Raw genomic sequence first — 21,198 nt, forward strand, 5'->3', positions numbered from 1 at the left:
GATGATAATAAAAGCTACCGATATAACTACTAAATTTAATGATCGAATTATACATGACAAGGTTAGCTTTTATGTCAAAGAGGGTGAAATTTACGGACTTTTAGGTGGTAGCGGTAGCGGTAAATCCGCACTTATGAAAACAATGATATACTTAAAGGAGCCAAGCGAGGGCAGAATAGAGATGCTTGGAGAAGATCTATGGTCTATAGGCGAGGTAAAAAGACAAGAGATAAGGCAAAAATGCGGAGTGATGTTTCAGTTTGGAGCGCTTTATACCTCGATGAATGTGCTTGAAAACATCTATATCCTACTAAAAGAGTATAGTAATATGAGCGAAAAATCGATGAAAGAGATAGCGATGTTTTGGCTACTTAAAGTAGGCTTGAAACCAGATACAGCTCTACTTTACCCAAGCGAACTAAGCGGTGGTATGAAAAAACGTGTGGCTATGGCAAGAGCCCTTGTATTAAGTCCTAAAATTCTATTTTTAGATGAGCCAAATAGCGGGCTCGATCCGATGAGTGCAAGAGCTTTTGATGAGCTGGTTTTAGAGCTTAGAGATACTCTTGAACTAACAGTTGTGATGGTAACGCATGATATAGACAGTATCCAAAGCATATTAGATAGATTTTTAATACTTGAAAATAAAAAGATAGCCTTTGAGGGAAATTTAAACGAGCTTAAAAGCTTTGAAAACAATCCTCTTGAGGATCTCTTTAAGGCAAGGAAAATTTAGATGGAAAGCAAGATAAATTATACTCTTATAGGGCTGTTTTTTGTGATAGTTGTATCCATTGCTGGTGGCTTTATATGGTGGATGATAAGCTATGGAAATAATAAGAACGAATACAGATCATACTACATACTTACAAATGACCTTCCAAACGGGATCAAAAAGGATTCTACTGTTAAATTTATAGGGGTTGATGCGGGAATAGTAAAAGATATTAAATTTGCAAGCCAAAAAGATGCACAAATAGAGATTGAGCTATGGGTAGCTAAAGGGCTTCCTGTAAAAAAAGATAGCACTGTAGTGGCAGAGATTCAAGGAATAACAGGCATAAGCTATCTAAATATACAAAGAGGATCACAAAATAGTTCCTTGTTTAGTGATAGCGAAAAGCCTTACATTACTCTTGAAGAAAGTTTTTTTCAAAAAATAGGCGGAAAGGCTAGTAACTTAACAGAAAATATTGATAGAACGCTTGCAAATATAAATAAAGTTTTAAACGAAGAGAATACTAAAAAAATATCTTCCATTTTAAAATCCATTGATGAGCTTGCGGCTAACTTAAATAATATTAGTGCAAATACCGATATAAATGGTTCTTTGGAAAATCTAAACAATACTCTTTTGGAGTTTCAAATCTTGGCCAAAAACGGCTCTAAGACACTTGAAAATATCAACTCATTTTCTAATAATTTTTCCAATCTGGCAATTAAGCTAGAAAATTTACAAAGAATCATGGAAGAAAAGATAAAAAGCGGAGAGTATGATATAAAAGATATTTTAAGCTCATTTTCACAAGAGACTATAACTACATTTTTAGAATTTCAAAAGACTCTGAAAGAATTTAGGCAGACTCTTTTTAGGCTGGAGGATAAGCCTTACGAATTTTTCTTTAAAGACCCTCAAGACAAGGATAAAAAATGAGAAATTTGGCTATTTTTGTTTTTTCTATATTTATGGCAGGTTGCTCAATAATAGCAAAACCGGCGCCATCTATTGAATATTTTATGCTTGGCAACAATAGCTTTAGTAAGTGTGAAGGTAAAGATAAAATTTTAGTTTTTGTAGAGCAAACTAAAGTTATTAGCATGTTTGATTCAAGAAGTATAATTAAAATTAACAGCAAAGGGCAAGTAGAGACTATCAAGGGAGTCAAATGGATAACGACACCAAGCGATATGATATATAAGAATTTTCTTGCCGCAATAAATAGTAGTTGCGAGCTTGACGCTAGCTTTGATAGAAGAAATTTAGTTCTAAAAACAAATATAATTACACTTCAAACTGATGAAAAGGAGGCTACTATTAGCCTAGGATTTACTATTTTAAAAGATGAAAAAAATTTAAACAGCTCTATTGTAACGTCAAAAAGAACTATTGATGGCAATAATCCGCAAGATGCAATAAGTGCACTAAATTTAGCTATGGATGATATAGTAAGTAAAATTTTAAACGAACTTAAGGAATACAGATGATAAAAGCAATCGAAGGCGTAATAACCAAAAAAGAGCCTGCATATCTGCTACTTAAAACCGCAAGCGGCGTGACATACGGCATATCCATATCGCTTTTTTGCTCGGCAAAGCTTGAAAAAGGCGAAAAAATAGAGCTTAACATCACGCAAATCATCAGAGAAGACGCAAATTTACTCTACGGATTTTTAGACGCAAGCGAGCAAAGGATGTTTGAGATACTCATCAAACTAAACGGCATAGGCGCAAGCACGGCTATGGCAGTATGCTCTAGCCTAAATCCAAACGCCTTTACTAACACGATCATAAATGGCGATGCGGACGCTCTTAAATCAGTTCCCGGCATCGGTGTAAAAACCGCAAGGCGTATCATAGCCGAACTAAGCGACGCCAAACTAGTAGCCGATGAGGCGATGCCAAGCCACCAGCACGAGGCGGTCTTGGCACTTGAGAGTCTTGGATTTAAGCGAGATAAGATATCTAAAGCGCTTTCAACCTGCACGGCAACAAACGTAAGCGAGCTTATCAAAGAAGCTCTTAAGAAACTCGGATAAAGGATGGATATGAAATTTGGAATTTTATTTGGCGCTAGAAGCTACGAGCATGAGATCAGTATCGTAAGCGCAATAGCCTTAAAAAACGTGCTTAAAAGCGAGCCGGTGTTTGTATTTTGCGATAAATTTAGGGAGTTTTATCTAATCGAAGCAAAAGATATGAAGGCAAATTTCTTTAGCTCAGGCAACTATAAAAAAAGCAAAAAGCTACTACTTAAAAACGGCGGATTTTTTGCAGGCGGAATGTTTGGCGAGAAAAAGATAGAAGCTGATGTATTTATAAATTTGATACACGGCATGGACGGCGAAGATGGCAAAATGGCTGCTTTGCTTGACTTTTACGAGATAAGATATATAGGCCCAAGACTTGAAGCAAGTGCGATGAGCTACAACAAAGAGCTAACCAAGCTTCTAGCCCTAAAAGCAGGCGTTAAGACGCTAAAATACGAAGTCTTGCGCAGGGGCGATACACTAAATTTAACGCTTCCCGTCATACTAAAACCTGTTCGCCTAGGCAGCTCTATCGGCGTAAGCGTAGTAAAGGATGATAGCGAGCTTGAGTATGCGCAAGATGTGGCGTTTGAGTTTGACACCGAAGTTTTGGTTGAGCCGTTTATAGAGGGCGTAAAGGAATATAACCTAGCAGGCTGCAAGATAGATGGCAAGATAAAATTTTCGATCATCGAAGAGCCAAAAAAGAAAGAATTTCTTGACTACGAACAAAAATATATGAGCTTTTCAAGCGAGAGCAGGGCAAAGGAAGCCGATATAAGCGAAGCGCTCAAGGCAAAATTAAAAGAAAGTTTTGAGAGAATTTATAGCTGCGGATTTGACGGGGCGCTTATCAGGTGTGATTTTTTCGTGATAGATGATGAAGTCTATCTAAACGAGATAAATCCAAATCCTGGAAGCCTTGCAAACTATCTATTTAACGACTTTGAAGAGACTATAAATTTGCTCGCTAAAAACTTGCCAAGAGAGCGCGATATAAAGATAGATTATCAGTTTATAAACTCGATCACATCAGCTAAAGGAAAGCTATAAAATTTAAGTAGAAATCAGGGGAGGGATGACCCCCTGCAAATTTTAAGATATATCAGAAATCGTATCTTGTGTTAGCAAAAAATGTTCTGCCGTCGCCAAAAAATCCCTCTGTATACTCATAAGCCTTATCAAATAGATTATCCACGCCCACATCCACGTTAAGATTTTTTGTAATATTTGCGATAAATTTTACATTTGTGACCATAAATCCACCAGGTTTAAATGTGCCGTCACTATTGCTTTGTCTGCCTGTTTCGCCCTCTTGGCTTATGTAAAAGCTAAATTTAGGAGCGATCTTAAGATCTGCATACAAAAAGCCTTTGTGTTTTGGGATACCCGTTAGATAAACTCCATCTTTGCCTGAATCTGCGTGCATATATGTGTAGTTTGCGCCCATTTTTAAATTACTCATCAAATTTGCATGAGCTTCGAATTCAAACCCATAGATATCGGAGTTGCCTATATTTTGAAATTGTCCAATTTTTTTAGGCTTTGTTTGCACTACTATAGTCTCAAATTTCTTTCTGATATCAGAATAAAATATTGCGGCATTAAGCCTAAAATCATCACCGAACTTCTTACTATACCCAACTTCATAGTGATATGCCTCTTCAGCTTTCAAATCAGGATTTGGGATAAATCTACCAAATCTAAACGAGTATCTATCTTTAATGGTTGGAAGCCTTCTTTTTTTGGCAAAGCTAAGCATAAGATCATCTTCATCTGTAAAGCTATGTTTAAATATGGCTTGATAGTTAAACGATCCGTCTTTTTTGGTTGGATGTTCATATAATCTCTTTTTGGCTTTAGGATCGCTCTCCTATGCAGGTATGCCGCAAATACTCTGCTTTGATAGCCTTTCTTGAGTCATAACTTATACCTGTTGTTAAATTAGTTCTATCAGAAAAGAAGTAAGTATGCTCGAGAGCAAGCGATAATGTCTCATCCTCATATCTTTGCACAGGTACGCCTATATCACTTTCTCTATGCACATCCCTTTTGTAGCTTGGTGCAAATTTAAGGATATTATTTTCGCCTATATTTGCTCCAACCTCAAATCCAAATACGTAAGTATAGTCATTGTATTTACTTTTGAAACCTCTTTTGCCAGGTGCCGATTGGTTAAAATTACTATCGCTCATATTGTGAAGCGAGTTTTTAAACTTATCATAGTATGCTTTTGACTTGACACCGGCCCTTGCTCCGTAACCCAAAGAGGCCTCGAGCTCTCTTGTGGGCTTTAAACTTACTATATTTATAGCGCCGCCAAGAGCGTTTGGTCCGTACAAAACACTACTTGCACCTTTGCTTATATCTATACGAGAAAGATCGTAAGTGGTAAATCTACTTAAATCCATGTTGCCGTCATATGGCACATAAACCGGGATTCCGTCTATATACACAGGGATCTGAGTAGAGCCAAATCCTCTAATGGACATTGAAGTCTCATTTCTCGCATAAGCTCCGCCTCTTAAACTAACTCCGGGGACAAATTTTGCCACATCGCTAACTGTTTTGGCGTTATTTATCTGGATAGATTTTTTATTTACCACCGAAACATTAGGGCTTGACACGCTTTCATCCTTTGCGGTAACTTCGACTACGCCGAGATTAAAAATTTCAGCATGCAAGCAGACACAGAGTGCAGCACTCAAAGCTATAGATTTTTTCACAAAATCCTCATTAAATTAAAATTTTATATTGATATAATGCCTATTTTTAAATTAAAATATATTTAATAATTATTAGATTATATTTTAATTTGTGTTTTTAAAAATCGATTTGAATTCTTATAATTTGATGCCATTTTCTCTAATTTAGCCGAATTTAAAGGCTTATTTGTTATATTTTATGTAAAATTTTACATAAAAGAGCAAAAATGACTACATTTAGCAAAGATGAAATTTATACCGCAACCGAAGTCGTTAGAAATTTTAGCGCCGTACTTACCAAAGTAGGCTCGGCTCAGATAAAGCGAGCCGTGATCGTAAAAAATAATAAATTTGAAGCGGTCTTACTTAATATGGCCGAATATGAGCGATTATGCGAGGTCGTGGAGGTGTTACAAGCTATTTACTCATCAAGAAAAAAGGGTGAAAATGGCGAGTAAGGATATCAAATTCGGCGGTAAAATTTACACCATAAGCTATGAAATTTTAAATTTATCATCTAGTCCCGCCATAGTATTTTTACACGGCTGGGGGGCGAATAAGGAAATAATGAAAAAGGCTTTCGGTAAATTTCTAAACGATTTTAAACACGTTTATATCGATATGCCGGGCTTTGGCGCGTCAAACATGCACGAAGATCTTTATACGAAAGATTATGCCGAGATTATGAGGCTGTTTTTGAAAGAGATAAATATCACTCCAACTCTTATCGTCGGACACTCGTTTGGCGGAAAGGTTGCAACCTTGCTTAAGCCTGCAAATTTAGCTCTTTTAAGCAGTGCGGGCATAGTTACCAAAAAGCCGTTTTTCGTGAGGTTTAAAATCGCCATTTTTAAAATTTTAAAAGCTCTTGGATTTGGCTTTTTATATAAATTTTTTGCCACAAAAGACGTAAAAGGCATGAGCAAGCAGATGTATGAAACGCTTAAAAACGTAGTTAATGAGGATTTTACGAATAAATTTAAAGAATACAAGGGCAGGGCGCTTATATTTTGGGGGGAAGATGATAGTGCAACTCCGCTAAAAAGCGGCGAGAGGATACATAGCCTCATATCAAACAGTGATTTTCATCCGCTTAAGGGCGATCACTTTTTCTTTTTGCTTCATGCAAGATACATCAGCGGCGTTATCGATTCTGAGCTAAATTTAAATGAGAAAGAGGAGCTAAAATGAGCGAGAATTTAACTCAAATTTTAACAAGCGGCGGATTGATTATTACTCACTCTTTATTTACTCTTGCGATCGGATTTTATCTTATCACCTGCTTGCAGTGGTTTTCGTACAAATTCGAGCGTGTGCTGTTTCACTTCACAAAGCCTGCTTGGCACGTATTTTTTGCGATAGTTCCTGTTGTGCTTTACTATACGACGGGCAAGTTTTTTTGGATATATTTTTACTTTTCGATGGTGCCAAGTCTATATCTTTGGCATAAAAGGCTTGATAAGAAGCTAGTTTTTACCCCAAGAGTTAAGCGATTTTTCATCATACTTATAATCGCCTTGGTGCTTGAAAATATATTTTGCTACATCTCGGTTAAGTGTCAAAATTTAGGGGTTATACTTCCGCTTGCAATTTCATTTATACTTAGCTTTATGCTTGAGAAGATGAATTTTAAGATGTATGAAAAAGCGGCTTTAAAAAAGCTTGAAAACATGAAAGAGCTTAAAATCGTTCTGATAACGGCAAGTTTTGGCAAGACAAGCATTAAAAATTTTTTGTTTGAAATTTTAAAAGATGATTTTAAGTGCCACAAAACTCCTCGCAGCGTAAATACCCTAGCAGGCTTGATCCAAGACGTGAATTCAAATATTGCTAGCGACACGCAAATTTACATCGCCGAAGCAGGGGCTAGACTGAAGGGCGATATAGCTGAAATCACCGCGTTTTTACGTCCTCAAATCGTAATCGTAGGCGAAATAGGGGCTCAGCACATAGAGTATTTCAAAACGCTTGAAAATATCCGCACAACCAAGCTTGAAGCGCTTGGATCAAAGCGACTCGAAAAAGCCTTCGTGCATAGCTCAACACTGGCAAAAGAGAGCGAAAAAATAGAAATTTTTGATAAGAATTTAAATGAGATAGAAGCAAATTTAGAAGGTGTAAAATTTAGCCTTGATGGGTTTAAATTCAGCTCCCCGCTGCTTGGTAAATTTAACTGCGCAAATTTAGCAGCCTGCATAAAAACCGCTCTTTATCTAGGGCTTAAAGCGGACAAAATACAAAACCTAATATCCAAGCTTAAAAACGTCGAGCATAGACTGCAGCGCATTGATGCTGGAGGTAAAATCATCATAGATGATAGCTTTAATGGAAATTTTAACGGTATGAGTGCATCTTATGAGCTTGTTGCAAGCTATGAGGGCCGAAAAGTGCTTATAACGCCCGGAATAGTAGAGAGTACCGCGGAAGATAATGAAAAACTAAGCAAGATCATAAATGAAATTTTTGATGTAGTGATGATATCAAGCTCTTTAAATGCGGCTTCCTTACTAAAATATCTAACAAAACCAAAGATAATCATTATCAAAGACAAGGCTAAAATGCAAGAGATACTTGCTCAAAATACAAGAGCAGGGGATCTGATACTATTTTCAAATGATGCACCTGGTTTTATGTAGAAATTTGGACTTTGATGAAAACTAATTTGTAAAGTCCTTATTTCAAGTGGTGTGGATATTTATATCAGAGAAGCTTTGCAGATTAAAATTGCTATGTTTAAAATAATTTAATATAGGGCTTAAAAATTTATGCCATGCAGCAAACAAACTCTATACTTTGCCTCTTTGATGCTTTTTGTTTCTAGTTTATTTGATTATTTGCCGTTTTTTGTCAGAGCCGCCTTATTGCCAAATTAAATAGCGTCATTGACGTTTATCTTATAAATTTCTTCAAGATTTACTCCTAATTAAGTAAAAGATATCCTGCAAACCATATTTTAGCAATTATGCTTTTGTTGTCTCTTTTTCACCGCTATTAGCATCTATAACAAAAGTCTTTTTGCATTAAAATAATAAGCATAGCCACCGTAGATTCTAAAAGTATCAAAAATATAGCCGATATCAAAAACCCATACAAGAACTTTTCTGCACCTAAAAAGACTACAAAAAGGTTAAATACAAACTATTTTTACTATTTTGTATTGAAAACTATAATTTTCAAATTAATATTTATATTTTCAAGATACGCTTTTCGAATATAAATCAAAGCTCTATATATACGATATTTTATAAACTTTACATTTTGTATATTTTAAATTTATCCATTAAATTTAATGTGATATTTTACGCTTGATTTCATATATTTTTCTATATATTAACAAAAACCTTCTCTTTTATAAAATTCCTAAAAATTAAATTTATGCAACTAATGATAAAATAAACTTTGAAAAAACTAAGGAGAGTATAAAATGGAAATAAAACATATCGAAGAAAGCTACGATAGCATACCTTATGTATCACAATCTTTCAAATATTCCCACCCTCATAAATTAGAAGCTATAGCAAAACTTTTGTTGCTTGATCCACCTAATGCTTCAAAGGCAAAAATTTTAGAGATAGGATGTTCTTTTGGTGGAAATTTGATACCTTTTGCCCTGAATAATCAAGAAGCAACATTGGTTGGAGTTGATTTATCCGGCACCCAGATAGAAAAAGGAAATAAGATTATTAGTGAAATTGGAATAGAAAATTTAAAACTATATCAAAAAGATATATGCGAAATGAGCGATGAACTAGGAAAGTTTGATTACATAATAGCTCACGGTGTATACAGCTGGGTTCCAAAAGAAGTGCAAGACGCTATTTTAAAGACTATAAAAAATTTACTATCCACAAATGGAATCGCTTACGTATCTTACAATACTTACCCTGGGTGGAAAAACAAGTCGATTATAAGAGATTTTATTGATATTTTTATGCCAAAAAATAAATTTTCCCCGCAAGAACAAGTTAAATTTTTAAGAGAAAATCTGAAATTTCTAAAAAGTTATATGAGCGCTATAGGTTTTTCTGACAAACAAAAAAACCTCATAAGCACCATAGACAGCTTAGATACGAATGATGACAGTTATATATTTCACGAGTATTTTGAAATTTTCAATGATCCTTGCTTTTTTTATGAATTTATAGAACATATAGAAAAATATGAGCTTGGCTATCTTGTTGATTCTAATCTAATATTTTCCTTAAATAACACACATGATCAGCAGCTATCAGGCATAGTTAAAAATTTTAATAATATGGAGCCAAGAATAGCCATAGAGCAATTCTTTGATTTTACGACAGGGATGTCCTTTAGAAGAAGTATCATAACACATAAGGAAAATTTAGCGAAAGCAAGACTTGATAAAACATTTAGTAAAAAAGTTTTAGATGAGCTAAATTTACTCGGATCATTTACGATTAAGGACAATAAAATATTTGATTCGAAAAATAAAGAGATAAATAGTAGAGTGATAAAAATAGTAAATATTTTAAACTCATCCTTCCCTTCTACAATCTCTATCAAAGATATTGTGGAGATGTTTGATGAAAATGATAAAAATCAAGTTTATGCAGATATTGTATCGCTGATCATTAACGATAGCGTGGATATACTACCAAATCCCATAGTTTGCGTTAAATACAACCCCGGAAAAAGCAAAATAAAAGATACCTATAAAAGATACATTAAATATTTTTTGAATAACGATGAGCGAATAATATCATTTTCCAACTATCTAAACGAAATAATAGGAAAATTTGCCAAAGAAGAATTTGAGATAATGCTAGCCTTTGACGGACAAAACAGCATAAAAGATATCAAAAGACTACTGAAAGAAAAAAATATACAGATGCAAAGAAGAAATGAAAAAGGAGAGCTTGAAATAGTAGATAAAAATGAAGCAGTAGACATCTATATAGTCGGACTCATTGAAAAGATGGTCAGAAATAATATGTTTGAGTTAATTTAGTCCTTATGTTTTTTTGGATAGTCAAAAAACAAAGCGCGATTTGAATGCTCTTTAATATCTTTAAAAGAGTATTCAAATTCTATGCAAAATATCCCGCAAGTAGGGATATTGCCTATTACGGCATCGCTTAGAAGCTCGCAAATTTCAGTTATAGTGTCATTGTGCGATACGATAAATACGCTATTTAGCCTATCATCAAGCCCTCTTATAAACTCAAGCATATCGCTCACACTAGCCTCGTAAAACATATCTATAAACTCTATTTTACCTTTAAATTTAACGGCGTCAGCCATCTTGCTAGCAGTTTTTGCGCAGCGTTTTGCAGGACTTGAAAAGATCGCATCCACCCTCACCTTATGCTTTTTAAGCCTATCGCACATCAAAGCCAAATCTTTCTTGCCTCGTTCGTTTAGATCGCGTTCAAAGTCGTTTTCATAGTCTTTTTGAGCTGCTTTTGCATGCCTTATAAAGTAAATTTTTTTCATATTCACTCCTATTTATACGCCCTATTTTTGGCTATTTGCTTGATGCGCTCTATCTCTAAAGCGCTAAATCCGGACTTTAATCTAGCCTCTTCGTTTAGCTCCCTGCTTTGCATAAATGAATTTGGATAAATTCTCTTAACGATAGCGATATATTCGTTTGGATCGACGTTTCTACGCTCACACTCAAATTTAAACCACCTATCGCCCTTGCTTACGTGTGAAATTTCTTCATCCAAAATCACTTGCAAAATCTCTTTTAAAGCAGCTTTCGTATCGTCATTTTCAAGTTTTTTAAGCATAAAAGCATTTGCATCAAGTCCGTTTGCCTCCATGTATCTTGGAAGCACAGCCATACGCTCAAGCAATGAGTTTTCAGTCATCTTAAGTGCTATAAAAAGCCCGTTATGCACCTGCATATCGCCGTATTTTACACCAAAATTTTGCATATATTTTTCAATCATCTCAAAGTGCCTTATCTCATCTTCAGCCACCTCAAGCCAGTCGTCATAATAACGCCTAGGAAGACCTCGGAAGCGATAAGCCGCATCAAGCGCTATATCTATGGCGCTATATTCGATATGAGCGATCGAGTGAAGGAAGGCTGCGTCTTTGTTTTGTTTGCTTGATTTTTTATCCAGATTTTTCATCTCTACTACGTCGCAAAATTTGGCGTAGCTTGGCTCTTTAAGCTCTAAAATTTCACCATCATCAACTATCTCGTAATGCCCTGCTTTGTAGTCACTATAAAATCTCTTAAATTTGGCAAATTTCTTATCTTTGTCGCCACAGAGTAAAATTTCACCAAGTTCTTTAAAAAATCTCATAAAATTCTCGCTTTCATTGCAAAATACCCTACTGCAAAGCCTATTATATGTGCATACCAAGCGACATTTACGCCCATCATCAAAGGCACGAAACTCATAAGCAAAATAGCTATTAAAAGCCCTTTGGCACTGCTTCTATCAAGAAATGCCATGATGCCAAGAAGCACGCTTATGGCTCCGCTTGCTCCGACTAAATTTATAATATTGTTTCCAAAAACAAATGAGTAGTATATATAGATAAAACTTAGGATTGAGGTTAAAATTCCACCCAGTATATATAAAATAGTAAATTTAAAACCGCCAAAATATCGCTCCAAAAGACCGCCAAACTGAAAAAGAACCGCCATATTCATAAGCAGGTGAGTTAAATTTCCGTGCATAAACATCGAGCTTAGTGGTTGCCAGAAAAAATTTTGATCTAAAAGTAGCAAATTTAGCCCGAAAACCAAATTTAAATCACTATCTTGAATAATGAAATTTATAAGAAAATATACCAAACAGTTAAAAGCTATCAAAAAAGAGGTTACATACAATCAAAATCCTTTTAAAAGCCTTTAAATTTTAACTCTGCCAAAGCCTGCAAATCTATTTGAGCTAAGATACGAAGAGTTGCATTTTTTACAATCAACCACATATGAATTTATCTTTTTCCCAGCTACTTTATGTTTATTTTTTTGAGAGAAATTTATGACTCCTTTTTTACTTTCCTTCCCGGAATGATGTATAAATTCTATAGTTCCATCGCTATATATATCGCTTACTATGCCTATATGCGTAATTATTTTTGTCTTTTTATAATTTTTTGTTTTGTTTGTAGTGTTGTTAAAAAATATCAAATCTCCTACTTTTGGGTTCTCTTGAAAAATCATATCCTGATTTTTATATAGATTAAAAATAGCCTCCGATTTAAAACCATATTTAGTATAAAACTTTTCTAAATTAGCCTCTTTAAAATATATATTGTTATTTTTCTTATTTATTAAAGATACAAATCCTGAACAATCTTTTCCATTTTTCTTTCCAAGATATCCATTTATCATTTTTGAAATATAAGATGCCTTGGCCGCATAATATACTCCAGTATTATCAAATTCTGCAAATTTGATATGAGTTTGATTATCTTTTATTTCTTCTATTGTGTTTGGTATTTGTTTTTGATCCAAATTCGGAGTTAAGTGAGAACAACCTGATAGAAAAAAGCAGCTTAACATTGTGATTAAAATAGACTTTTTAAATTTCAATTTATATCCTAAGTTTTTATTAAGCGATTAAAATTATATAGATAATTGGGTAAAAAAGGCTTTAAATGACTTAAATTTTCTTTTTATAAGTTAAATTGCGTTATAATCGCTATCTTATAAGGATTTAATTATGTTTTATTTGGAAATAGAAGGAAATAGTAAATTAAGCGGAGAGGTCGCTATAAGCGGTGCTAAAAACGCGGCATTACCGCTTATAGCATCAACGTTGATAATGAAAGATGATGTAGTACTAGAAAATATCCCAAATGTTGCAGATATAAAGACTCTTGCGACTTTACTTGTAAATTTAGGTGCGAGGTGCGATTTTTTAGACTCTCATATACTAAAAATCAATACAAACAATATAAACTCTACTAAGGCAAACTACGATATAGTCCGTAAAATGCGCGCTTCCATCTTGGTTCTTGGACCCTTACTAGCCAGATTTGGACATTGCGAAGTAAGCTTGCCCGGAGGTTGCGCCATAGGCCAGCGCCCGATAGATCTGCACTTAAGCGCACTTGAAAAGATGGGTGCAAATATCGAAATAAAACAGGGCTATGTAGTAGCTACCGCGCCAAATGGCTTGCACGGAGCCGATATTGTATTTGACAAGATTACAGTTACAGGAAGTGAAAATATCATAATGGCGGCCGCCTTAGCGCACGGCACCACACGTCTTACAAACGTAGCAAAAGAGCCTGAGGTAGTGCAGCTATGCGAGGTTTTAGCAGATGCCGGAGTGTATATAGAAGGAATCGGGACTAATGAACTTACTATTAAGGGCACGGGCCAAAACCTCATAACCTCTAAAAATATAAGAGTAATTCCAGACAGAATAGAGGCTGGCACCTACCTTTGCGCAGGTGCTATTACAAATTCTAAAATCACAATAACAAATGCCAATGCAAATCACCTAAAGGCTATATTAACCAAATTTAACGAGATGGGCTTTGGCATAGAGATTAATGATGACAAGATAACTATATTTCCTGCGGATAAAATAAAGCCTGTAGAGATAGTAACAACAGAATATCCCGGCTTTCCAACCGATATGCAAGCTCAATTTATGGCTCTTGCGCTAATTGCAGACGGAGTTAGTGTGATTGATGAAAGATTATTTGAAAATCGTTTTATGCACGTAAGCGAACTTAGCAGAATGGGTGCAGATATACGTTTAAACGGGCATATCGCAAGCATATATGGAGGAGAGAAGCTAAACGCAGCAGATGTCATGGCTACTGATCTTAGAGCATCTTCAGCCCTTGTCCTCGCAGCTCTTGCAAGCGATGGAACAAGCAAGGTGCATAGAATTTATCACCTTGACCGAGGTTATGAAAATTTAGAAATAAAGCTCGCAAAACTTGGGGCTAAAATAAAAAGATTGGAAGAATAATAATGATAGTAAATGAAGCCTTAAAAACTATATTTGATAGTGTAAAATCGAGTAATAATAGTGAATTTGTAAGCATATCCATGGCAGTAGGAGAAATTTTAGCCGAGAATATAATCGCCGTAAAGGATTTGCCTGCATTTGATAACTCGGCATTGGACGGCTATGCTATAAAATTTGCCGATAAAAACAAACCTCTAAAAGTTATAGACGCTGTTTTTGCAGGAGATAGCAAAGATACATCGATAAAAGATGGCGAGTGTATAAAGATAATGACAGGCGCAAAAATGCCAAAAGGTGCAGATACCGTGGCTAGACTTGAGGATGTTATCATAGAGGATGAAAAAGTCATAGTAACCGATAAAACAAGAGCCTATGATGCATTTAGGCATAGAGGAGAAGAGGTAAAAGTAGGAGATGAGCTTATCAGCGCAGGCACCAGACTGGCTCCAGCTCATATAATGATGCTCGCGGCTCAAGGCATCTCTCGTGTAAAAATATTGGTAAAGCCAAAAATAGGTATTTTCTCAAGCGGAGATGAGATAATAGAGCCTTGGCAAATAGCCAATGAGAATCAAATTTATAACGCAAATGCCGAAGCAATAGCTGCCATACTGTTAAATTTCGGTTTCAAAAGTAGCTATTTGGGGATAATAAAAGATGATTTAAACGAGACTATAAATTCGTTTCAAAATGCAAATTTTGATGTGATTATTTGTTCTGGTGGGGCTAGTAAAGGTGAAGCTGACTATATGAAAACCGCTCTACTTTCGCTTGGTTTCAAAGAACTTTTTGAACATATAAATGTTAGACCTGGTCGCCCATGCAAGGCATACTCTAAAGATTCAAAATTAGTTTTTATACTTCCTGGAAATCCTATGGCAGCCTTTTTACTCGCATTTTTGCTTGTAGTGCCATTTTTAAACGGCAAAAATTTGATGCAAGTTGAAGCGGAAGCCTATCAGGATCTAAAGATAAAGTCCGGACGTCAGAATATAGTATTAGGAACGCTAAAAGATGGTAAATTTCATATAACAGATAACAATAAATTTGGTTCAGGTATGATATTGCCTCTAGTAAAAAGTAACGCCATCTACCTTTCTGATTTCGATCAAAACGAGATAAAAAAAGGTGATAAGATTTTTATTTATAAAATTTCTTGACAAACGGTGATGATTTTGATAGAATTGCGACTTCTTATCTGCGGGAATAGCTCAGGGGTAGAGCACAACCTTGCCAAGGTTGGGGTCGCGAGTTCGAATCTCGTTTCCCGCTCCATCTTTTTTTTAATCTTTTTTTCTGTATTTTTATCCGCTAACTCTATTGCTTTAAACCCTATGTATTGCATAAATAGTGACTCTATAACCCTTAAAACATTAGGATATGATGGAAAAGATGAAGAAATTTTAAATTTAAACGGCAATAAGGCAGCTAAAATAAGCTCAAACCGGATAGCCAGTATCGCAAAGTCTCACCTTATTAATTTTGAAGACAAAAGCGGTGGCGAGATGATTTTTGTAAAAGATTGTAGTGAGATTGAGAAACTTCAAAAAGAGTTTTTAATAGCCGTTATAAAAGAGTATCCTGATATCAAATTTATCAAATTTCCTGAAATTTCGGCACAAAACGAATTTCCTAAAGACTTCTCATCCTATAATCTAGATCAAATTTATATTAACTCTTTAAATAACTCAAAAGGAACCTTTAGAGCTATATTTAACGCAAACGGCATACAAAAAACATTTTTTTTTAGATATGAGTTTAAGGCTCTAATGCCTGTTTTAAAAGCTGTAAAAAATATCTCAATGAGGCATATTTTAGGCATTGCTGACTATAAAATGGATATGGTAAATTTTGATAATTTTTTAAAAGATTCTTTTACCAAGATTCCGTCATCAAGACTCATATCAAAACAAAACATTAAAAATGGCGAAATTCTTTTAAAAAGACAGTTTGAGTTTTTAACTCTTGTAAAAAGAAATGATAATATTCAAGCTGTTTTAAACGATGGTTCTTTAAGTGTAGTGATAGAGGTTAAAGCTCTTGAACATGGAAATTTGGGCGATATTATCAAAGTAAGAAGCAAGGATAACAAAACTTTTTATGCTACAATCGTATCTAAAAAACAAGCGATCATAAGATGAGAAAAATTCTAGTAGGCATTAGCGGGGCAAGTGGTGTAAATTTAGGCGTTAAGCTTGCTAATGAGATAGCTAAAACAAACGAGTGTCACGTCATCATAAGTAAAAACGCTAAACTTGTGCTTGAAAAAGAGCAAAAGCTAAATTTGGCTATCAAAAATGCTAAAATTTACGATGATAGCGATATCTCAGCCTCGCTTGCTTCAGGCTCTTTTGGTATAAAAGCTTCCATCATAGCACCCTGCTCTATTAACACGTTAGCAAAAATTCACGCAGGCTTTGCCGATACGCTTATAACTCGTGCCGCCGCAGTTGCTCTTAAAGAGCGAAGAAAGCTAATACTTGGGGTTCGCGAAATGCCTTTTTCTACCATCGCGCTTGAGCAGATGGCAAAGCTATCAAGTATGGGCGTTATCATCGCTCCTCCTATTTTGGGATATTACGCAGATATCAAAAGCGTAGAAGATATGGAGAATTTCATCATCGGCAAGTGGCTTGACGCACTTGGCATAGAAAATCAAATTTATAAAAGATGGGGTAAAGAGTGAAAAAATCTTGCATATATCCGGGAACCTTTGATCCTATCACAAACGGACATATAGACGTTATCAAGCGCGCTACGAAAATTTTTGACAAGGTGATCGTGGGCGTTGCTAAAAGCGAGAGCAAACAGCCTTATTTTAGTATCAAAAAGCGCGTTGAGATGGCTAAAATCGCAACGGCAAATTTAAAAAACGTAAGCGTGATTAGCTTTGATAACTTGCTTGTGGATTTTGCAAAAAGCCATGATATAAACATCGTTATACGCGGGCTTCGTGCGGTTAGCGACTTTGAATACGAACTTCAAATCGGCTACGCAAACGCTACTCTTTGGGATGAGTTTGAGACGGTTTATCTCATGCCAAGCCTTAAAAACGCCTTTATATCAAGCTCTATCGTGCGTTCTGTTTTAAGGCATAAAGGCGATGTAAGCAAGCTGGTACCAAATGAAATTTTAGAAATTTTAAAGGAAAAAAATTAGATGTATATCCTGCTTGAAGGGGTTGATGGAGTAGGTAAAAGTACTCAGATAAAAAAAGTGGCGAAATTTTATGAAAACGCCGTTATCACCTATGAGCCGGGCGGAACAGAGCTTGGCAAAAAACTAAGAGAAATTCTGCTTGGCAAAAACTCACTTAGCAAAGAGGCTGAAATTTTGCTGTTTTTAGCCGATCGTGCCGAGCATTTTGATAAGGTTATAAGCAAGAATAAGGATAAGATAATTCTAAGCGACAGAGGATTTATCTCAGGCATGGCTTATGCGATGGCAAACGAAAACCGAGCCGTCAAGGCGTGTGATGAAAGCTATATGAAAAAGCTTCTTGAATTTAACAAATTCGCCCTGCAAGGAAATCTGCCCGATAAGATAGTGTTTTTTGAAGCGGATTTAGAGCTTTTAAATTCTCGAGTTTTTTCTCGCGGGCTTGATCATATAGAAAGTCGCGGAGCGGAGTATCTGCTAAAGGTTCAAGAGTGCATGAAGCGCGTTTTAAACTCACTTGATATAAAATTTCTAGCCATAAATGCAAGCGACGAAATGGGCAAAATAACAAATTTGATAAAGGAATTTATAGATGATTAGCGCATTAAGGGGTATGAAAGATCACCTGCCGCCAAGCGGGCAAACTTACGAATACATTATCAAAATTTGCGAAGAGGTAGCTAAAAACTACGGGTATGAATTTGTATTAACGCCGCACCTTGAGCAAACCGCGCTTTTTAGAAGAAGTGTCGGAGAAAGTAGCGATATCGTAGGAAAAGAGATGTATCAGTTTATCGATAAAGGCGAAAATGACGTCTGTTTGCGACCCGAAGGAACTGCCGGAGTCGTGCGGGCTTTTATCGAAGCGAAATTCGATAAGGCGGGAGGTGTGAGAAGATACTTTTATCACGGCTCAATGTTTCGTTACGAGCGCCCGCAAAAGGGACGCTTAAGGGAGTTTCATCAGTTTGGCTGTGAGTGCTTTAACGAACCAAGCGTCTATGAGGATGCGAGCATTATTTTGATGATAGATGAAATTTTTGCCAGACTAAACATAAAAACCGCTCTTAAGATAAATTCGCTCGGAGATAGCGAGTGTATGCCGGCTTACCGCGAAAAACTGGTTAAATTTTTAGATGAGCATGAAGCTGAAATTTGCGAGGATTGCAAAAGACGCAAACTTACAAATCCTATACGCGTGCTTGATTGCAAAGAGCAAAAATGCCAAGAAATTTACAAAGACGCACCTTTAATCATAGATAATTTAAACGATGAATGCAAAGAGGACTTTAAAAAGCTACAAGAAATTTTAACTACAAACGGAGTTCAATTCGAAGTAGATCCAAGGCTTGTGCGCGGGCTTGACTACTATTGCAAGACGGCTTTTGAGTTTATCAGCAACGAGATAGGAAGCCAAAGCGCGGTTGCAGGCGGCGGCAGATACGATAAGCTGGTTGAGTATCTTGGCGGCAAATCAAGCTACGGGGTCGGCTTTGCCATGGGAGTTGAGCGCATAATGGAAATTTTAAGCTCAAGAGAAAATAGCAGCGACAGAGAAGGAATTTATATCTGTGCGCTTGATAAAGAAGGTCTTGATATCATCCATCAAGCAGGTATAAATTTAAGAAAAAAACACAAGACAAACATATCTTATGAGGCTAAAAATTTACAAAAACATCTTAAAAACGCAGACAATCTAAATGCCGAAATTTTTCTTTGCATGGGCGAAAACGAGCTTAAAGAGGGTAAAATTTGGTATAAAAATCTAAAAAATAAAGTTGAAAAGACAATAAATTTAAATGAGCTTGAAGGAGTGCTAGGTGAATAACTACGGTTTAAATTTATGGGGTGATTCAAATTTTATCATCGAAAACGGCAAGGTATGCATAAACAACGGCTCAAAGCCCGCTATCATAGATATCGTAAAAGACATTAGAAGCGAAGGCTATAGAGGGCCATTGCTGCTTCGCTTCCCGCATCTAATCAAAAAACAAATTCAGCAAATTTATTCAAATTTCAAATCGGCGATTAAAGAATTTGACTACAAAGGCGACTTTAACGCCGTCTATCCGCTTAAGGTAAATCAATACCCTGGCTTTGTAAAAAACCTGGTTAAGCACGGCAAAAGCTATGGATACGGGCTTGAAGCGGGCTCTAAAGCGGAACTTTTACTTGTAATGGCTTACAATAACGAAAACGCTCCGATAACGGTAAACGGCTTTAAAGATAAAGAGATGATAAATATCGGCTTTATCGCTGCTGAAATGGGTCACAACATCACTCTTACGATAGAGGGATTAAACGAGCTTGAAGCTATCATAGCTACGGCAAAAGAGCGCTTTGCGCCAAAGCCAAACATCGGACTTCGTATCAGGCTTCATAGCTCGGGTTCGGGAATTTGGGCAAAGAGCGGTGGCATAAACTCTAAATTCGGACTAACCGCAACCGAGCTGATTGAAGCCGTAAATTTGCTAAAAGAGGCGAATTTGCTTGATTGCTTTAATATGATTCACTTTCATATCGGCTCTCAGATAACCGAAATCCATCCGCTTAAAAAGGCGCTAATAGAAGCGGGCAATATATACGCAGAGCTTCGAAAAATGGGAGCAAAAAACCTAAAAGCGATAAATTTAGGCGGCGGTCTAGCGATAGAATACTCGCAGTTTAAGGAAAACTCAAGCCGTAACTACACCCTAAGCGAATACGCAAACGACGTGGTTTACCTGCTTAAAACCATCGCAAACCAAAAAAACGAGCTTGAGCCTGATATATTTATAGAAAGTGGTCGCTTCGTAGCTGCTTCTCACGCAGTGCTCGTTGCGCCTGTGCTTGAGCTTTTCTCTCAGGATTACACAGAAGAAAAGCTTGCACTTAAGAAGAAAAATCCTCAGCTCATAACCGAGCTGGTTGATCTACTAAACACCATAAAACCGTCAAATGCGATGGAGTATCTGCACGATAGCATGGATCATATGGAAAGCATACTTACGCTGTTTGATTTAGGATATGTTGATCTGGTTGACCGCTCAAACGCTGAAATTTTAACTCATCTCATCATTAAAAAAGCGGTTAAAATGCTTGGAACTAAACAAAACAATCCCGAGCTTTTAAAACTTCAAGAAGAGGTTCAAGAAAGATACCTCATAAATTTCTCGCTCTTTCAGTCACTGCCTGATTTTTGGGGGCTTAAGCAAAATTTCCCCGTCATGCCGCTTGATAGGCTTGATATTCGCCCTACCCGCTCGGCTTCGCTTTGGGATATCACTTGCGATAGCGACGGCGAGATAGGCTTTGACGATGAATTTAATCCGCTGTTTTTACACGATATCGACGTGGAAAAAGAGGAGTATTTCTTGGGATTTTTCATGGTAGGAGCATATCAGGAAGTGCTTGGAATGAAGCACAATCTTTTCACTCATCCTACCGAAGCGACGATAGATATAGATGAAAACGGATATAAAGTGGCTCACCTGCTTGAAAGCCAATCGATCCTTGATATCATGGAAGATCTTGACTACGATATATACGAAATTCAAGACACTCTAAACGAACGAATTGAGAAATCAAAACTAGTAAATGAGACTCAAAAAAAGCAAATTTTAGGCGAGATGTATCTCTTTTTAAACGATAACGGTTATCTAAAAACCATATCTTAAATTTCACAAAAAGGAA

General features: G+C 36.2%; 22 protein-coding genes, 1 tRNA gene and 1 pseudogene. 18 read left to right on the forward strand and 6 right to left on the reverse strand.

Annotated elements, in window-relative coordinates:
* The first annotated feature begins 1 nt into the window (after position 1).
* From CDOM16189_RS04865 to CDOM16189_RS04885, 5 genes are read left to right on the forward strand one after another with little or no spacing between them, the layout of a single operon-like run.
* Entirely contained in the window at positions 2–736 is a 735-nt protein-coding gene (locus tag CDOM16189_RS04865) for an ABC transporter ATP-binding protein (protein ID WP_169974645.1), read from the forward strand.
* Positions 737–1,654 carry an MlaD family protein gene (locus CDOM16189_RS04870; protein WP_169974644.1) on the forward strand — a complete coding sequence of 306 codons (918 nt, stop codon included), beginning with the start codon at positions 737–739 and terminating at the stop codon, positions 1,652–1,654.
* Positions 1,651–2,205: a hypothetical protein gene (locus CDOM16189_RS04875; RefSeq protein ID WP_169974642.1), complete on the forward strand. Its 555-nt coding sequence runs from the start codon at positions 1,651–1,653 to the stop codon at positions 2,203–2,205. Before CDOM16189_RS04870 ends, CDOM16189_RS04875 begins: the two co-directional genes overlap by 4 nt.
* A complete protein-coding gene (gene ruvA, locus CDOM16189_RS04880; protein ID WP_169974641.1) occupies positions 2,202–2,756 on the forward strand; it encodes a Holliday junction branch migration protein RuvA in 555 nt (184 codons plus the stop codon). Before CDOM16189_RS04875 ends, ruvA begins: the two co-directional genes overlap by 4 nt.
* A 9-nt stretch (positions 2,757–2,765) precedes the next feature.
* Positions 2,766–3,800 (forward strand): D-alanine--D-alanine ligase, encoded by a 1,035-nt coding sequence (locus tag CDOM16189_RS04885; RefSeq protein ID WP_169974639.1) that lies wholly within the window; start codon positions 2,766–2,768, stop codon positions 3,798–3,800.
* Positions 3,801–3,852: 52 nt separating this feature from the next.
* Here CDOM16189_RS04885 and CDOM16189_RS04890 read toward each other — a convergent pair.
* Both CDOM16189_RS04890 and CDOM16189_RS04895 read right to left on the reverse strand, forming a co-directional pair.
* A pseudogene (locus tag CDOM16189_RS04890) lies at positions 3,853–4,569 on the reverse strand (TonB-dependent receptor domain-containing protein); the annotation flags it as partial.
* A 37-nt stretch (positions 4,570–4,606) separates the two neighbouring features.
* A complete protein-coding gene (locus tag CDOM16189_RS04895) occupies positions 4,607–5,473 on the reverse strand; it encodes a TonB-dependent receptor plug domain-containing protein (protein WP_169974637.1) in 867 nt (288 codons plus the stop codon).
* Positions 5,474–5,679: 206 nt separating this feature from the next.
* On the opposite strand from CDOM16189_RS04895, the gene CDOM16189_RS04900 reads away from it, so the two are divergent.
* The 4 genes from CDOM16189_RS04900 (at position 5,680) to CDOM16189_RS04915 (ending at position 10,421) form a co-directional block, all read left to right on the forward strand.
* Positions 5,680–5,910, forward strand: a complete 231-nt coding sequence (locus tag CDOM16189_RS04900) for a type II toxin-antitoxin system Phd/YefM family antitoxin (RefSeq protein WP_169974635.1) — start codon at positions 5,680–5,682, stop codon at positions 5,908–5,910.
* Positions 5,900–6,643, forward strand: a complete 744-nt coding sequence (gene estV, locus CDOM16189_RS04905; RefSeq protein ID WP_170000789.1) for an EstV family lipase — start codon at positions 5,900–5,902, stop codon at positions 6,641–6,643. The genes CDOM16189_RS04900 and estV overlap by 11 nt, the downstream gene beginning before the upstream one ends.
* A complete protein-coding gene (locus CDOM16189_RS04910) occupies positions 6,640–8,088 on the forward strand; it encodes a Mur ligase family protein (protein ID WP_169974631.1) in 1,449 nt (482 codons plus the stop codon). The genes estV and CDOM16189_RS04910 overlap by 4 nt, the downstream gene beginning before the upstream one ends.
* 788 nt (positions 8,089–8,876) lie before the next feature.
* Entirely contained in the window at positions 8,877–10,421 is a 1,545-nt protein-coding gene (locus CDOM16189_RS04915; protein ID WP_169974628.1) for a methyltransferase regulatory domain-containing protein, read from the forward strand.
* Here CDOM16189_RS04915 and CDOM16189_RS04920 read toward each other — a convergent pair.
* Genes CDOM16189_RS04920 through CDOM16189_RS04935 form a run of 4 tightly spaced genes read right to left on the reverse strand, consistent with a single transcriptional unit; the run spans position 10,418 to position 12,971 of the window.
* Positions 10,418–10,906 carry a SixA phosphatase family protein gene (locus CDOM16189_RS04920; RefSeq protein ID WP_169974626.1) on the reverse strand — a complete coding sequence of 163 codons (489 nt, stop codon included), beginning with the start codon at positions 10,904–10,906 and terminating at the stop codon, positions 10,418–10,420. The two genes, CDOM16189_RS04915 and CDOM16189_RS04920, sit on opposite strands and share 4 nt — an antisense overlap.
* A gap of 8 nt (positions 10,907–10,914) precedes the next feature.
* Positions 10,915–11,730: a ferritin-like domain-containing protein gene (locus CDOM16189_RS04925; protein WP_169974624.1), complete on the reverse strand. Its 816-nt coding sequence runs from the start codon at positions 11,728–11,730 to the stop codon at positions 10,915–10,917.
* Positions 11,727–12,263, reverse strand: coding sequence for a rhomboid family intramembrane serine protease (locus CDOM16189_RS04930; protein ID WP_169974622.1), 537 nt, complete (start codon positions 12,261–12,263; stop codon positions 11,727–11,729). The genes CDOM16189_RS04925 and CDOM16189_RS04930 overlap by 4 nt, the downstream gene beginning before the upstream one ends.
* Positions 12,264–12,284: 21 nt before the next feature.
* Entirely contained in the window at positions 12,285–12,971 is a 687-nt protein-coding gene (locus CDOM16189_RS04935) for an NlpC/P60 family protein (protein WP_169974620.1), read from the reverse strand.
* A 130-nt stretch (positions 12,972–13,101) separates the two neighbouring features.
* Here CDOM16189_RS04935 and murA point away from each other — a divergent pair, with 130 nt between their 5' ends.
* The 9 genes from murA (at position 13,102) to speA (ending at position 21,182) form a co-directional block, all read left to right on the forward strand.
* Positions 13,102–14,367 (forward strand): UDP-N-acetylglucosamine 1-carboxyvinyltransferase, encoded by a 1,266-nt coding sequence (gene murA / locus CDOM16189_RS04940; RefSeq protein WP_169974618.1) that lies wholly within the window; start codon positions 13,102–13,104, stop codon positions 14,365–14,367.
* A gap of 2 nt (positions 14,368–14,369) precedes the next feature.
* Positions 14,370–15,527 carry a molybdopterin molybdotransferase MoeA gene (locus CDOM16189_RS04945; RefSeq protein ID WP_169974616.1) on the forward strand — a complete coding sequence of 386 codons (1,158 nt, stop codon included), beginning with the start codon at positions 14,370–14,372 and terminating at the stop codon, positions 15,525–15,527.
* A gap of 40 nt (positions 15,528–15,567) precedes the next feature.
* Positions 15,568–15,642 (forward strand) — tRNA-Gly (locus tag CDOM16189_RS04950).
* A 59-nt stretch (positions 15,643–15,701) separates the two neighbouring features.
* Positions 15,702–16,508 carry a flagellar basal body P-ring formation chaperone FlgA gene (flgA, locus tag CDOM16189_RS04955; protein ID WP_169974615.1) on the forward strand — a complete coding sequence of 269 codons (807 nt, stop codon included), beginning with the start codon at positions 15,702–15,704 and terminating at the stop codon, positions 16,506–16,508.
* The gene (locus tag CDOM16189_RS04960) at positions 16,505–17,053 is read left to right on the forward strand and encodes a UbiX family flavin prenyltransferase (protein ID WP_169974613.1); all 549 of its coding nucleotides are present in this window, start codon (positions 16,505–16,507) and stop codon (positions 17,051–17,053) included. The genes flgA and CDOM16189_RS04960 overlap by 4 nt, the downstream gene beginning before the upstream one ends.
* Positions 17,050–17,526 carry a pantetheine-phosphate adenylyltransferase gene (gene coaD, locus CDOM16189_RS04965; protein WP_169974611.1) on the forward strand — a complete coding sequence of 159 codons (477 nt, stop codon included), beginning with the start codon at positions 17,050–17,052 and terminating at the stop codon, positions 17,524–17,526. The genes CDOM16189_RS04960 and coaD overlap by 4 nt, the downstream gene beginning before the upstream one ends.
* On the forward strand, positions 17,527–18,126 hold the full coding sequence (gene tmk / locus CDOM16189_RS04970) for a dTMP kinase (RefSeq protein ID WP_169974609.1): 600 nt from the start codon (positions 17,527–17,529) through the stop codon (positions 18,124–18,126). It abuts the gene before it with no gap.
* A complete protein-coding gene (hisS, locus tag CDOM16189_RS04975; protein ID WP_169974607.1) occupies positions 18,119–19,354 on the forward strand; it encodes a histidine--tRNA ligase in 1,236 nt (411 codons plus the stop codon). The genes tmk and hisS overlap by 8 nt, the downstream gene beginning before the upstream one ends.
* Entirely contained in the window at positions 19,347–21,182 is a 1,836-nt protein-coding gene (gene speA, locus CDOM16189_RS04980) for a biosynthetic arginine decarboxylase (protein WP_169974605.1), read from the forward strand. Before hisS ends, speA begins: the two co-directional genes overlap by 8 nt.
* The last annotated feature ends 16 nt before the right edge of the window (positions 21,183–21,198 follow it).

This window comes from Campylobacter sp. RM16189 (genome assembly GCF_012978815.1).
Lineage (GTDB): Bacteria > Campylobacterota > Campylobacteria > Campylobacterales > Campylobacteraceae > Campylobacter_A.